18 protein-coding genes are annotated in these 13,540 nt (G+C 50.3%); 10 read left to right on the top strand and 8 right to left on the bottom strand.

Annotation, left to right across the window (positions count from 1 at the left end; translation table 11 throughout):
• The 4 genes from ACR6Z4_RS20975 to ACR6Z4_RS20960 form a co-directional block, all read left to right on the top strand.
• Window positions 1-529 (top strand): DUF3122 domain-containing protein (locus ACR6Z4_RS20975; protein WP_479719269.1); only part of this gene is annotated, 529 nt, incomplete at its 5' end.
• A gap of 122 nt (window positions 530-651) precedes the next feature.
• On the top strand, window positions 652-777 hold the full coding sequence (locus ACR6Z4_RS20970; protein ID WP_479719268.1) for a hypothetical protein: 126 nt from the start codon (window positions 652-654) through the stop codon (window positions 775-777).
• Window positions 778-785: 8 nt separating this feature from the next.
• Window positions 786-1,109 carry a YdhR family protein gene (locus ACR6Z4_RS20965; RefSeq protein ID WP_479719267.1) on the top strand — a complete coding sequence of 108 codons (324 nt, stop codon included), beginning with the start codon at window positions 786-788 and terminating at the stop codon, window positions 1,107-1,109.
• Between the two features lie 39 nt (window positions 1,110-1,148).
• On the top strand, window positions 1,149-1,610 hold the full coding sequence (locus ACR6Z4_RS20960; protein ID WP_479719266.1) for a hypothetical protein: 462 nt from the start codon (window positions 1,149-1,151) through the stop codon (window positions 1,608-1,610).
• 168 nt (window positions 1,611-1,778) lie between these two features.
• Here ACR6Z4_RS20960 and ACR6Z4_RS20955 read toward each other — a convergent pair whose 3' ends face one another.
• Window positions 1,779-2,213, bottom strand: coding sequence for a DUF3887 domain-containing protein (locus tag ACR6Z4_RS20955; protein ID WP_479719265.1), 435 nt, complete (start codon window positions 2,211-2,213; stop codon window positions 1,779-1,781).
• A 116-nt stretch (window positions 2,214-2,329) separates the two neighbouring features.
• Here ACR6Z4_RS20955 and ACR6Z4_RS20950 point away from each other — a divergent pair, with 116 nt between their 5' ends.
• A complete protein-coding gene (locus tag ACR6Z4_RS20950) occupies window positions 2,330-3,301 on the top strand; it encodes a threo-3-hydroxy-L-aspartate ammonia-lyase (protein ID WP_479719264.1) in 972 nt (323 codons plus the stop codon).
• Between the two features lie 56 nt (window positions 3,302-3,357).
• On the opposite strand, the gene ACR6Z4_RS20945 is transcribed toward ACR6Z4_RS20950, so the two are convergent.
• Both ACR6Z4_RS20945 and ACR6Z4_RS20940 read right to left on the bottom strand, forming a co-directional pair.
• Entirely contained in the window at window positions 3,358-4,656 is a 1,299-nt protein-coding gene (locus ACR6Z4_RS20945; protein ID WP_479719263.1) for a macro domain-containing protein, read from the bottom strand.
• 109 nt (window positions 4,657-4,765) lie between these two features.
• Complete coding sequence (locus ACR6Z4_RS20940) at window positions 4,766-4,918, bottom strand: hypothetical protein (protein WP_479719262.1); 153 nt, start codon at window positions 4,916-4,918, stop codon at window positions 4,766-4,768.
• Window positions 4,919-5,096: 178 nt separating this feature from the next.
• Between ACR6Z4_RS20940 and rsmD the strand changes: the two genes are divergently transcribed.
• A complete protein-coding gene (rsmD, locus tag ACR6Z4_RS20935) occupies window positions 5,097-5,657 on the top strand; it encodes a 16S rRNA (guanine(966)-N(2))-methyltransferase RsmD (protein WP_479719261.1) in 561 nt (186 codons plus the stop codon).
• Between the two features lie 92 nt (window positions 5,658-5,749).
• Here rsmD and petG read toward each other — a convergent pair whose 3' ends face one another.
• Window positions 5,750-5,863, bottom strand: a complete 114-nt coding sequence (gene petG / locus ACR6Z4_RS20930) for a cytochrome b6-f complex subunit V (RefSeq protein ID WP_075600448.1) — start codon at window positions 5,861-5,863, stop codon at window positions 5,750-5,752.
• A gap of 367 nt (window positions 5,864-6,230) precedes the next feature.
• On the opposite strand from petG, the gene ACR6Z4_RS20925 reads away from it, so the two are divergent.
• Both ACR6Z4_RS20925 and ACR6Z4_RS20920 read left to right on the top strand, forming a co-directional pair.
• Window positions 6,231-6,611, top strand: a complete 381-nt coding sequence (locus tag ACR6Z4_RS20925; protein WP_479719260.1) for a c-type cytochrome — start codon at window positions 6,231-6,233, stop codon at window positions 6,609-6,611.
• Between the two features lie 178 nt (window positions 6,612-6,789).
• Entirely contained in the window at window positions 6,790-7,311 is a 522-nt protein-coding gene (locus tag ACR6Z4_RS20920; RefSeq protein WP_479719259.1) for a 3'-5' exonuclease, read from the top strand.
• Between the two features lie 6 nt (window positions 7,312-7,317).
• Here ACR6Z4_RS20920 and hpsU read toward each other — a convergent pair whose 3' ends face one another.
• The 4 genes from hpsU to ACR6Z4_RS20900 form a co-directional block, all read right to left on the bottom strand.
• Complete coding sequence (hpsU, locus tag ACR6Z4_RS20915) at window positions 7,318-7,863, bottom strand: hormogonium polysaccharide biosynthesis acetyltransferase HpsU (protein ID WP_479719272.1); 546 nt, start codon at window positions 7,861-7,863, stop codon at window positions 7,318-7,320.
• 80 nt (window positions 7,864-7,943) lie between these two features.
• On the bottom strand, window positions 7,944-8,903 hold the full coding sequence (locus ACR6Z4_RS20910) for a glycosyltransferase family 2 protein (protein WP_479719258.1): 960 nt from the start codon (window positions 8,901-8,903) through the stop codon (window positions 7,944-7,946).
• An 82-nt stretch (window positions 8,904-8,985) separates the two neighbouring features.
• On the bottom strand, window positions 8,986-9,924 hold the full coding sequence (locus ACR6Z4_RS20905; protein WP_479719257.1) for a glycosyltransferase family 2 protein: 939 nt from the start codon (window positions 9,922-9,924) through the stop codon (window positions 8,986-8,988).
• A gap of 506 nt (window positions 9,925-10,430) precedes the next feature.
• Window positions 10,431-11,414 carry a hypothetical protein gene (locus ACR6Z4_RS20900; RefSeq protein WP_479719256.1) on the bottom strand — a complete coding sequence of 328 codons (984 nt, stop codon included), beginning with the start codon at window positions 11,412-11,414 and terminating at the stop codon, window positions 10,431-10,433.
• Window positions 11,415-11,775: 361 nt separating this feature from the next.
• Here ACR6Z4_RS20900 and cobU point away from each other — a divergent pair, with 361 nt between their 5' ends.
• Window positions 11,776-12,354 carry a bifunctional adenosylcobinamide kinase/adenosylcobinamide-phosphate guanylyltransferase gene (gene cobU, locus ACR6Z4_RS20895; RefSeq protein WP_479719255.1) on the top strand — a complete coding sequence of 193 codons (579 nt, stop codon included), beginning with the start codon at window positions 11,776-11,778 and terminating at the stop codon, window positions 12,352-12,354.
• Window positions 12,355-12,901: 547 nt separating this feature from the next.
• Window positions 12,902-13,381: a hypothetical protein gene (locus ACR6Z4_RS20890; protein WP_479719254.1), complete on the top strand. Its 480-nt coding sequence runs from the start codon at window positions 12,902-12,904 to the stop codon at window positions 13,379-13,381.
• Window positions 13,382-13,540 lie beyond the last annotated feature (159 nt).

Below are 13,540 nucleotides of genomic sequence, written 5' to 3'. Positions count from 1 at the left end.
GAGGGATAGGGGGGTGAACGTAGTGAAGCGGTTTGTGAAACAATTGGTCTATTTTTTGGTGGTTGGTTTATGGATGGGATGGGTGATCGTGGGTCTGCCGCCAATGAGTGCGGCGTCGATTCATGTGTATCCGGAGGGAGCCGAGCAGGTGATGCAGCGATCGCTACAAACGTTGCGTGACCAGTCGGGGCAGGCGTGGCAGATGGTGTTGTATCAACGAGTCCAGGGAAATCAGGTGAAAAGCCTGAATTTGCGGTTAGTTGGCTTTCCCGGTGTGGCAGAATTTGACCATCCGCAACCGCTGACGCTCGACATGGGGTTGGGAGACCGTTGGACTGCCGCCAACGTAACACCGCCCGATTTTTCGCCCAATGTTGGAGAATATGACATGCGATCGATCATGGCGCAGCTAGACTCGAACGCACCGTTACATCTGGTATTGCCATTGAAGCAGGGTGAAACGAAAATGGTCATCCCGCCGTTTGCTGTGCACGAGTGGCGACAGCTCCAACGCCAAAATTTTCCCTAGACTTGCCCTGATACAGCGCTATGTACCTAGGGAAGGGGAATTAAATAACTTCGATGATTTGTTGTATGGGCGAACGACCGTTCGCCCCTTCAAACGATTCAATACCCGATCTTATTAAATTCATGACCCTAGTTCAAAATGGGGTGCAGGGGTTCCACCCCTGTCCGGGGGCTGTGCCCCTGCGCCCCTATCCCAACCAGTTATTCGGCTGCTACAGCCCAACCCTCAGCACCCTTCCCATCCCCTGAGAAATCCTATGGCTTCAGAGACCCCTCAACTGCTTCAGATTAACTTTCGCTATCAACCCCCCGATGCGATCGCCGCTCAACAATTTGCCTGGGAGCGCGCCCATGCGATCGCCCAGGTGCCAGGGTTACTCTGGAAGATCTGGATTCACAATGCTGAAACCTCTGAAGCGGGTGGCATCTATCTATTCCAGGACTTAGCCAGTGCCCAGGCTTATTTAGACGGTGCGATCGTTGCCCAAATCAAGCAACTTCCCGGTGCTGAAACCTTTACTGCTAAACTTTTTGATGTCAATCCCAGTTTGAGTCAGGTGACTCGTGCGCCGCTGGGTTAGGGGCATTGCTAGGGGAAAGGGTAGGAAGCACGCATGGAGATGAAGCCATCATCAATTGATTTCGCAGAACGCCTGGAATCGCTAAAAGCAGGGATAACCGGGGCGATCGCCGCGACACTGGGCTTTACGCTGGCAAATCTGGTCTATGGGCTGCTGCTGCGCTATGGCATCGGGGTGCCCCACCCGCAACTGTTCACAATCTCTGGCTGGCATGGCTGGGGCAGTGGAGCGATCGCCCTACTTTCAGGATTTTTGTTTGGCGTCACCTATCGCTATGTCATTCGCCAGGATCAAAACCCCCATCTGAAGTCGGGGGTGGTGTTGGCGTTTGCCTTAGTACGCGGGTTGGGACGGATCGATAGCATGGATTGGGCATTGCCAGAGGTGATTGGTCTGGTGCTGCCGATTGGCGAAGGGGTAATGTTATTTGCGATCGCCCAGGTGGTCTTAGATCAAGCTATGCACAAAGGTTGGATTAAATCGTTCGCGACCCGTTCCTGATCGGCAGTCAGGTCAATCCACGAAACATCCATAGCGTTATGGCAGCCGAGAGGTTGGTTGAATGGGGTGCAAGGGTGGAACCATATGAGGGAGCCGCGCAGAGCGCGGCTCCCTCACGAGAATTGCAATGCCAGCTTTTTACGGTGGTTTATTCGGGTCGGACAACCGTTATTCTGCGATCGAAAAACTAGCGACTTGATTGGCATCGCTAAAGATCACATACAGATCACGGGAACCACTATCAAATTGGCAGGTTACCCGGACAACCGCTGAAGCGCCGGGTTCTTCTAAGACTGAGGTTTGATCGCGCGAACAACCCTGGAAGTTGCCTGATGAGGCAACGATGTCTTGCCAATTTTGTTCAATACTTTGCTGTCTAACCGTTTGCTGAACCGAGCTATCGTACATTTGATAGGCTGACGCAAAATCACCACTTGCCATCATGTCGATGAAATCATTGGCGATCGCTCCTAGATCAACCGATTGACTCATCAGCATCGGTGCAGACTCAGTTTGGGTAAGATTTTGCTCTAGGGCTTGCGCTGGCAGAACCAAAACACCTAAAGCAAAAGGGACAGAAAGTCCGAGAATAAACTTTTTCATATCAGTTTCCTCATTACACTTTATTCAAGTGGGTATCACATAGCCTGACTATGACACTACAAAAAATGTGCCCCTTCCCCCCAAACTTAATCGAAATTTAGCATTGCTTCGTAAATATGCAAAGTTCATCCCCAACCCTGCCAGTTGATTACACTGACATTCAGGCGGCTGCAACCCAGTTGATGGGGCACGCTAAGCTCACTCCCATTCTCACCTCTCGTACGGTCAATCAGCGCACAGGGGCAGACGTATTTTTTAAGTGCGAAAACTTTCAGCGAACCGGATCGTTTAAATTTAGGGGCGCTTACAATGCCCTGTCTCAACTGTCTCCAGAGCAACGACAACGGGGGGTGCTGACCTATTCTTCGGGAAACCATGCCCAAGCGATCGCCCTTGCGGGACAACTGCTGACGATTCCCACCACCATTGTCATGCCCAAAGATGCACCGGCTGTGAAACAGGCAGCAACCCGAGGCTATGGAGCCGAGGTGTTATTGTACGATCGCGCTGAAATCTCGCGGGAAGAGGTGTGTCAAACGTTAGCCGCAGAACGCGGGTGCTGCATCATTCCTCCGTACAACCACCCCCACATTATTGCCGGACAGGGCACGGCTGCCAAAGAGTTGCTGGAATCGGTGAGCGATCTGGATTATGTCTTGGTTTGCTGTGGTGGTGGGGGTTTGTTATCGGGCTGTGCGATCGCGGCTCACACCCTCGCTCCCCACTGTAAAGTCATCGGCGTCGAACCAGAAGCCGGAGACGATGCCACTCGCTCTTTCCACAGCAAACGCCTGCAAACCGTTCACAACCCCAACACCATCGCCGATGGTGCCCGCACCCCCTGCTTAGGCGACCTCACCTATCCGCTGGTGCTGCACTACGTCCACGATATGGTGACCGTGTCTGATGCAGCATTGCTACGCACGATGTTTTTCCTGTGGGAGCGCCTCAAAATTGTAGTTGAGCCAACCGGAGCATTAGCGGCGACTGCGTTACTCGAAGGATTAATCAACGCCCCCGGTGCCAGGATTGGCGTGATGATCAGCGGCGGCAATGTTGATCTTAAAACCGTCCTATCCCTTGCCTAATATACCTATGGTGCGTTATGGCGATCGCCGAACACACCCCACGAATTTGAAGAGAATCAGGGTGAATAAAAGCCCCGATCCTGGGGTTGCATGGGGGATTGCTCTGCCTCGCCGCTGCCCAGGCTCTTTAAGGCTTCGATATAGGCATCAAACACCTCGCCTTCCAGACAAACTAACAGGACTTTTTCTATCGTCGTATTGGTTTGCAAACACTCATGAATCGTGGCGATCGCAATTTTTGCAGCTCGTTCGATTGGAAACTGATGCTGTCCGGTACTGATGGCTGGAAACGCGATCGTTTGGATCGGGCAGAGTGCCGCGAGTGCCAAACTGTTGCGATAACACTGGGCTAACAACTCATCTTCTTGATGATTGCCACCTTGCCAGATCGGTCCCACAGTATGAATAATCCAGCGAGCAGGCAACTCATAGCCAGCGGTGACCTTTGCCTGACCGACCGCACAGCCGCGTAACTTGCGACATTCTTCTTTGAGGGAGGCACCCGCCGCCCGAAAAATTGCCCCACTGACACCGTCTTCCGATTCAACGGCAATGTCTGTGGAATTGACCAATCCATCCACCACCTGTTGCGTCAAATCCCCCCGCACAACCATCATGCGGCTAACGCTAGCGCCACTCGACGGGGAACTTTGGGATACAGACGCCCGTAACTCATCTTGAATCGCCGAGAGGCGCAGCAGCAGGGCTACCAGGTGCCCATTATCTAACATCTGGGCTAGATGACCACTCTTAAACCTTTCTGAGCGAATATGGGTGGTCAATAGCTTTTGGATAATGACCAAATCGGCAGACTGAATGCGCTCTGGCTCCACCTGATACGAGTTGGCTTCTTCTAGCCAAATTCCCCAGTCAAACGAATGGAGGATAAAGCCTTCGTCGTATAACAGTTGAATAAATTGATTCACTTCAGGCGAATAGATATACGGTTCCATCGGCTGAACTTGGGGATTCACTTCATAAAGCCGCTGGTCTGGTGACGCGATCGCCTCTTGAAACAGGGGCAAAAAGGCTAACACCTGATCCAGCCGTTTTACCGTCAGCTCAGAAACCCCCCATTCATCCGCCGTATCTGGCTCCGATTGATGAACCATCCATTGACTAATTTGGTTGGCAAGCGCATCCGACAGCGTATCGGGTAACGTCACGTCTCGCAAATCTGAAAACCCCCAATTTTCGGGCATTTCCGCAAACAATAGCTCCATTTGCGTAGGAGCCAAACTATCCACATCGGTACAATCTAAGGTGGCTGTACCCGATCCTAAAAATGTGCTGGTGGCAGATAGAGCGGCGCTATCTTGTTGCAACAGCTCGCGTAGCTTAAAGATGGTTTTCATAGTCGTGATTTTAGTGAGATATAAAAGGAGCAAAAGATCGAAAACCGCTATCACTCTCCGCCTGAGAGCGATCCCATGCCAGTATCAAGCCAGTATGTCATCGGTTGTTTTAGGGCGATCGCCGCCAACGGTAGGATAGGAATAGGGGAACGACGCTCCCATGCGGCAGCACAACCTCTAGATCTCCTGCTTTACGGTTCACCGTCGCTGATTTGGAGGGTGAATTGGACTGGAAAACCTGCGGTTTTCCAGTCCAATTCATGCCGATATTTTGGATGTTTGGGCGATTGATTTCTGGAAAATGCGTTGAATTTATAGAGCGTGTTTCAAGACCATCACCAATTTAGAATCAAATCCTATCAGAGGATTTTTGTCAGACTCAATCCTTCTGGAGGAGGAAATAGTCTACGTCGCCCTGCTGAGCAAGACCCTGGAACACCATGCGAATTTATGGCAACCGACAACTCAAAACCTTGCCCGGTCAGGCAACCCGACCAACTCCCGCACGGGTGAGAGAGGCACTGTTTAATATTTGGCAAGGCAAAATAGAGGGGTGTCGCTGGCTCGATATTTGTGCCGGAACGGGTGCGATGGGGGCAGAAGCCTTGTGTCGCGGAGCCTCTGCGGTGGTCGGAGTAGAGCAGTCGAGCCGTGCCTGTGCCGTGGTCATGCATAACTGGCGGCACGTTGCCCAAGCCCATCAACAGGTGCACCTGATCCGAGGTGATGTGATACAAAAACTGCCCACTCTGGCAGGGCAATCGTTTGATCGGATTTATTTTGACCCACCCTATGCCAGTGATCTCTATCGACCTGTGATTGAGGCGATCGCCCATTATCATCTGTTATCAGGCGATGGAGAATTGGCAGTAGAGCATAGCCCTGCGTACTGGCGAGAAGAAGACTTGATCCAGCTGACAGACTCGATTTCAGGGTTGGAGGTATACCGCCAGAAGAAATATGGCAACACGATTTTGTCGTTTTACCGAGTGACTCCGTAGGGCTGGCTCGGCTGACATCCCAATCAATAAAAAAACAGGGGTTTGAATGCTCTGAGAGCACACAAACCCCTGTTTTTTCGAAGTAGCAATGACTACAGACCGAGTTGATTGCCCCGCTTGTATTGCAAATACGCTGCAACAAACAGCCCAGCCAGGGTGATGGGGATTAGACCTAAGACAATTCCAGAGAGTAAAGGCTCTACCACAACAAATATCTCCTCATTTTATGAAATTGATCTTATCAAACTCAGGAGGATGTACAAAATCCAGATTTGGCTGGGCGATCGCAAAAAACTAGCAGAACCCGCCATCATCCTGGTGTTTTCTTTGAAAGAGAAGCCTTAAAATCTATGAAGCAATTCTCATAACTAGCCGATCGCCTGAGTTGCCCTACTAAAGCTAGCAATAGCTGATGTAAAACAACTTCTGCAAAAAACTTCAGTGAATGCAACGATCAGATCCTTAATTTCTCTGGTTGTATTACACTGCAAATCTTAAGGTAAGTTATAAATTGAAAAGCGATATATACATTTCAACGTTTAATACTGGCGCTAAATTTTGACTAGGGATCTTTTGGATAACCAGCTCACGACAACCACAGGTAGCCATTGGCTACTCAAAGTGGCGATCGCCACGGCGACGATCGTCGCCGTCCTTTGCCTGAGCATTTTTGCTGTTTATCACTATCGTCATGCCGATCCCTACATCAGCAATGTCCTTTCTCTTCAGGGGAATGCTGACCAGGGAAAATTTATTTTTCAGATGAATTGTTCGACCTGCCACGGGTTTTATGGTGATGGGCAAGTAGGCCCCAGTCTTAAGCATGTCTCCGATCGCAAATCACGAATTGGTCTAATCAACCAGGTGATCAGTGGCAAAACGCCACCGATGCCACAATTTCAACCCAATCCCCAAGAAATGGCAGATTTACTGAAATATTTAGAGAGCCTTTGACCCGCCTATATTAGGTGACATGTGAGCGACAGCACCTTAGGCGATTTCTAGAAACGGTCATCCCAGCAACTCTTCGGTTCATGGTTTGGGGAAGGCGCGCACCGCGCGCCTTCCCCAAACCATGACACTCGATCTGGAGCATCACTGATTAGATTTTCATTCCTGCGGAGATTAAGCGATGAGCTACATCATGGTTGACATTGAGGCAGATGGTCCAATTCCGGGAGATTATTCGATGATCTCGTTTGGGGCGATCGTGGTGGAACCCTCCCTCAGCAAAACGTTTTATGCCCAGATCCAACCCATTTCCCACCAATGGATTCCAGAAGCCTTGCAGGTCTGCCAGTTTACCCGCGAGGAGACGCTGGCATTTGAGGCACCTGAGCCAGTCATGCAGCGGTTTGCCACGTGGATTGCCACGGAAAGCTCTGGCAAGCCGTTTTTTATCTCTGATAATAATGGGTTCGATTGGCAGTTTATCAATTGGTATTTCCACCATTTTTATGGCAGCAATCCCTTTGGGCACAGCTCAACCAATCTAGGCTCGCTCTATAAAGGTCTGATGAAAGATACGTTTGTCAACTTTAAGCACTTACGCAAGTCTCCCCACACCCACAATGCCTTAGACGATGCCCGTGGCAACGCTGAAGCATTGTTACACCTGAAATACGAATTGGGGTTGAAGATCAACCTGTCCTGAACGTCTTCAGACCGTCTCATTCATGATGCGAGGACGCTGGGGTTTACACGGTGTGCCCAGGCAAATGTGACCCGCGGGTAAATTGCCAAACACGCTACTGCGGGCACCCACAACGCTATTCGCCCCAATTTTTACACCGGGTCCGACAAAACAGTCGGTTGCGACCCAGACCCCGTTGCCAATGTCGATCGGCGCGATTTGCAAATTAAAGGCAAGATCGTGAATATCGTGACTGCCGGTGCAGAGATAGCATTCTTGGGAAATCACACAGTGTTGCCCAATCCGGATCTGGTCGAGGCTATACAGCACCACATCATCGCCAATCCAGCTATAATCACCAATTTCGACTTTCCAGGGATAGGTAATGCGGGCAGTAGGACGAATTACCACCCCTTGCCCAATGCGTGCGCCAAACAGCTTTAACAGACCAATGCGAATGCTATGGAGGGAATGGGGACTCAGGGGAAAGGCGATCGCCTGGATCAGCCACCAGAGCAAAATCAACCAGCCCGGACGACCCCGATCAAACCAGCGCTGGTCATAGCGACGCAGATCAACCCAAGCCGCTGCCGTTAAATCCGGGGCTGCCGACGCTGGTGGGGTATGGGTTGACCGATGCGACTCTGTTTCCACTAGGACTTCACCATTTCTGCGGGGGATTGAGGATCAGTCTGAGACGGTTCTGCGGTGTCAGCACCAGCCGTTACATTCAGACGCCCACCAAACTGTTGCAATTCAAACAGCTTTACCCCAATCTGATACTCATATTGACTGAGCAACCGCCCGTAAATATATCCCGCTCTGCCATCCAAAAAGCCGAGCTGGACGATATAGAACAGGATAAAGCGTAACAGCGGTTTGAATGGCAAGCGAACCCAAATGCGCTTGAGAAACCGCTTGCGCTGAACCGAGTCGCCAAACAAATTTGCCCCAATAGTGCCACCCTCGCCCATGCCCGTCAGCAAGTTGTAATATACCCGTGCTTCCCAGTTGGAATAGCGATTGTGCCGTTCTAGCCAGTGATAGAGATCGCGGAAGTCGATGTGATCCATATCGTTTTTCAGATAGCCAACTTTGCCCTGAAGCACAACATGTTCATGAACTTCGTTATCGCCCGTATTGCGAATTTCTTCGGTATTGAGGTTTTCGTAACGCCCTTGTTGATGGCGGAACAGCCGCAGGTTCCAGTCGGGATATTTGCCGCCGTGGCGAATCCAGGTACCCAAGAAAAACACACGACGATTAATGTAATAGCCTGCATAATCGGGGTTTTTGATCGCTTCGGCAATTTCATCCCAGAGTTCTGGGGTGATGCGTTCGTCACAATCGACAATCAGCACCCATTCGTTACGAAACGGCAGGTTTTCTAACGACCAATTTTTCTTTTTGGGCCAGCGACCATTGAAGTTAAATTGCACGACCTGAGCACCGTTACTCTGGGCAATTTCTTCAGAGCGATCGCTGCTTTGAGAATCGACCACGAACACTTCGTCTGCCCTGGCAACACTGGCGAGACAGGCGGGCAGATTCTCCTCTTCGTTTTTGGCAGGAATCAGTACCGAAACGGGGAGCTTAGAGGCAGTTGAGGTCATAAGTTAGGTTTCGCAGGTAAACAACAGAGGCAGTGACCCATCGCTCAGGTGCAGGCGCATGGGCGGCAGATAGACGCTAGGTTTAGCGCTTCAGCCATTTTGGTGTAACTAACATTCCCTGAATAGCAGTTTTTAGATAGCCCACTTGTCCATAGGCATAGACAAAATTGTCGAACCGTTGCGCCGGATCGGGTAAATATTTAATCGAGCGATATAACCCGCGCAAGAATCGTTCGCCACCCCGCAGCATTTGGCGCGGCCCGGCATGACCTGCCAGTTGTTCACGGTAACACTCGCTGATGCCCTGCCACCACCCCCGACTGAGAAACCAGGACTGTTGTAGCCGTTCGGGGGCAACGTTGTGCGCCACCAAGGCATCGGGCAGATAGGCGACCTGCCAACCATTGGCAAGGGCTAATTCGGTCATGTGCAATTCTTCATTGGATAGTAAGTTTTTGCCAACTCGCCCCAAATTTACATCGAATCCACCAACCTGGTCGAGAAAGCGACGGCGAATGGAATAGTTCAGACCTCTTGGGGTTAAGCCAGGTCGGTCGATGTACACCACCTGATCGCCCAGATCATAAAGCCCCAGATTGCCTGCCAAGCCATCCGAGAGCCATCGTGGTGGCGTTGTCTCTGCTGACCAGAGAAGGGTAACTTTGCCACCTGCTACGGCTAGTTTCTGATTATCTTCGTAAGCGGCATAAAGCACCCGTAGCCAGGTCGGATTGGCAACAGCATCATCGTCTAGATACGCCAGAATTGGACTGGTTGCCGCTTTTGCCCCGGTATTACGGGCGATCGAGAGACCCACAGCAGGTTCATAAATATAGTGCAAGCGGGGATTAGTAAGACGGGCTTCGACCACCTCACGGGTGCGATCGCTCGATGCATTATCGACCACAATCACTTCAAAGTGCCCATCAAAGTCTTGTTCTAATAAACTATCGATCGCTGCGCCCAGGTAGTGTTCCCGATTATGCGTACAGATGATGGCAGAGATCTGTGAATCAGGCATGGGTTTTTGTCTTTGGTATAAGGACGTTGAAACCAACAGGTCGTGCCGCTGCAATTGAGGTTCGTTGAGAACTACACTTCATTCCTCTCCTATTTAGCCCAGAAACCCTTAGAAACCCTATCAATTTTTTGTAAAGAACCTGGAACTGTCGATGAATTTACAGGGTTTGGCAAGAGAGAAAGCCCTCAGGAAGGTCGATTTAATAATATCCAATCCGTTTGGGAGAAGAATATAGCAGTACGCATTAGGGTTAGGACGGGGTGCAGGGGTGAAACCCCTGCGTGGGGGCGGTGCCCCACCCCCCTGATGTCCTAACTGGATGGCGTAGAACTATAGCAGATCCGTCGCTGTCTCAAAAATCACCGACGTTATTGAACTCCCATTCCTACAGCGCTTCGCGCTCGAATATGTTTAGATTTTTTGTTGTGTGCCGCGCTTCGCGCGGCACACAACAAAAAATCTGTGGCTTCAGCAATTGAAAATGGCTGTAGGAAAAGATTCGATCCTCATTTTTTATCTTTTCCTTTATCTTTCTTCCCCTCTTCTTGTAGACTTCCGTGTAATTCGATCAGAGCTTTCGCAAAATGATCCAGACGGCTCTCTAGCTGATGTTTTTGGGCAAGCAGTTGGCGGAGTTTTTGATAACGGGCGATCGCCAGACTGACATAGGGGACTTTTTCAACAGGGCAGGGACGACACCAGAGTTGACCGTCAGCATCTAAGCCACACAGCCGATAATCGGTTCGCACAGGGCTATCCTTTTCATCAGGCGAAAGATTTTTGCAGATCTCTTCGACATATTCCATCAGCCGATCGATTTCTGCATGGCGAATGGTTGCCACCCCTGAGTTTTGCGGTTCGTAAGGTTGTGACTCCAGCCAGCCATCAATGACGGGTCCTTCGAGGTAGAGGTCTTGCACCTGAAGTTGTACTTTTTGTAAATCTTTCTGCCATTGGGTGACCACCCCTTCCATTTCTTTTAGCAGCCCCACCGCAAACTCTGGATTGGTTACCTGGCGGCGGTTACTAAAATGGGGAAGCTTGAATTTGGGTAAATCGAGGGATTTGGGTGAGAAATCTGGAATCCGCAAAGGACGAACGATTTCCCGAGCAGGGTCGGGCGGTTCAACCGCGATCGCCGGGGTTGCCACGCGAAATGAGCAAGCGGCAGGGTTAGCCCGTGTGCCTGTTTTTGCCACAGGCTTAGCCGCAGCTGTCGCTGGACTGGAGGCGATAGAGGACTGGACTGGATGAACCGAAATTGGCTTGAAACTGGGTAGATCAGGCACCCCTGGTGAAACCGTTGCAACGCTAGCCGACGGGGCGATCGCCGTTGGGTCGGACGCTGGGGCTGTTTTTTTAGGGGATACGTCAAACGAGATAGAACTACGATGGCTGATCAAGGATTTACCCAGACTATGGTTACTGGAAAACTGCTGGGCGCTCATTTGCCCCAATGTTGCCTCAATTCTTTGCAATTCTGGTTTCATAAGTGTTGTACCTGACCAAGAACCACAGTTTAAGGGGATTCTGCCCAAATTATAAAAGCGATCGCCTTTTCGGGAGAGTGCGGCTCTGCCGCACTCTCCCAAAAAAGTTGCGGGTTTTAAGTTTGAAAGGATACTAATCTAGACTAAATCTAAATTGGGTGATGTTCTAGATCTGTTGGTGATTGTCGGTTCTAACCCCAAAGCGTACTGCGATCGCGCTTCACGCTCGGATAGGGTTAGGTTCTTGTCGTATCCTGCGCTCCGCACGGCACACACCCAAAAACTGTGGCTTCAGCAATTAAAAATTGCTGTAAGTTGCCGATATTTTAACTATTAAGCTCGCCTTGTCGCATTACGTTTCATGGATTTTTTGGCTAACTCAACCCGAACATTAATTCTCGTAACAGGTCCTGCTCGCTCTGGCAAAAGTGAATGGGCAGAAACCCTGGCAGAGCGATCGCAAAAGTCTGTGATTTACGTAGCAACGGCTAACCTCAATCCCGAGGATGCGGAGTGGCAGGCACGCATTGCCCAGCACCAAGCCCGTCGTCCTGCCCATTGGCGAACGCTGTCGGTGCCTATTGATTTAGCGATCGCCCTGCAATCGGGGACGAGCAACGATTGTTTACTGGTCGATTCCGTGGGTACCTGGTTGGTCAATTTTTTAGAGCAAGCCGAGGAGGTGTGGCAGAACACTAGCCAGGAGTTGCTAACAGCGCTGTCTCAAACTAACAGTGATGTCATTTTTGTAGCCGAAGAGGTCGGTTGGGGGCTGGTGCCTGCCTATCCGAGTGGTCGCTTATTTCGCGATCGCCTGGGAACGCTGGTGCGACAGTTAGGGGCGATCGCCAATCCCGTTTACCTGGTCACCGGGGGTTATGTTTTAAATTTGAGCCAGCTCGGTACCCCCTTGGGCACAGCAGATAGGGATAAACCTTAATCTAAGCTACGGATTTCCGTCCTATGTTGCTCGAAGGTTATCGGTAATATGAAGGTACAAATCTCAACCTTATGGTTGCAGTGGGTGAGCTTAACATCTATCGAGATCAGTTTTTACTGGAAGCGCAGTCGCAGCTATCCTTCTAGAAAGAGTGATTTCAAAAGAGCGATTTTAGGTAAGGTTAATCGTGAGATTGACGTCAAATTTGGGTGAATAACACGGCTTCTAACGAGTGTTGTGCAGAGCCATCGAATCCTCTAAGGGCGTAGTATTCAGGTAGAATTTTTCAGGTCAGCTAAAGATTCTTTACCGACTGCCAAGCTCTGACATCAGGACAACACAACCTGAGTTAGAACCAGGAATAAGGAGTTTGACCTCAATCTCGCCTCAATCGCAAACCTGACCCGATTAAGAGCAGAGAAATTCTCCTTCTATCTGAAGATATCAACCTCAACCTCTTCTTTCTGCATTGAGTTTTAATCGGTCGATAATATTCTTTTGATCACGCGATGTCATCGGTTTTAATCATTGGTTTCAATGGATAGTTATGGCAACTCCAAATCAAGTAAAGCAGTATCTTGCATACTGGTTACAGTTAGGTAAAAAGGTGCGAATCCAAAATACAGGGGAGGCAATAGCAGTTCAGACGGTCATTCAAGGCGATCGCTATAGTGATGACTTTGAAGCTTGCTGGCAAAAAATTTCGTCGCCAGAGACGGGCGATTGTTATCTAGAAGGAACAAACCAGACGATTCAAGACCTGCTCACTCCTGCCTGGGAAATTAATCCCTGCGTCCGCTGCGATATGCCAGTGCCCGTGTTTAGTTTAGGCATGCCGTCTTTGAGTTGTCCTTGCATCGATTTGCCGCTGTGGCCCAATACCGAAATTCCACAGCCGCGATCGCCCATTAAAGATGTGGCTCAACTGGTTGAAATTCGCGATCGCCTGTTGCGTTTGAGAAATATTCCAAGTTTGACACCCGACCAACTAAAAGCCAAACGAGCACAGCTTAAGACGCGAGACTAACAGACCCATCACTCCGCCTAAGTATTGTTTGAGCGCGCGACGGCTTTGCCGTCGCGCGCTCAACATTCGGTTTTCGTAGGAGCTGTAAAGAAATCACATGAGCTGGGCTGTTAGCTGTTGGCTAATAGCTAACAGCCAGCCAAAACCATGAAACTATTT

It is taken from the genome of Calyptranema fuscum S582 (assembly GCF_055793305.1).
The sequence above is the reverse complement of the archived record's forward strand: the minus strand, read 5'-3'. Positions and strand labels throughout refer to the sequence as shown.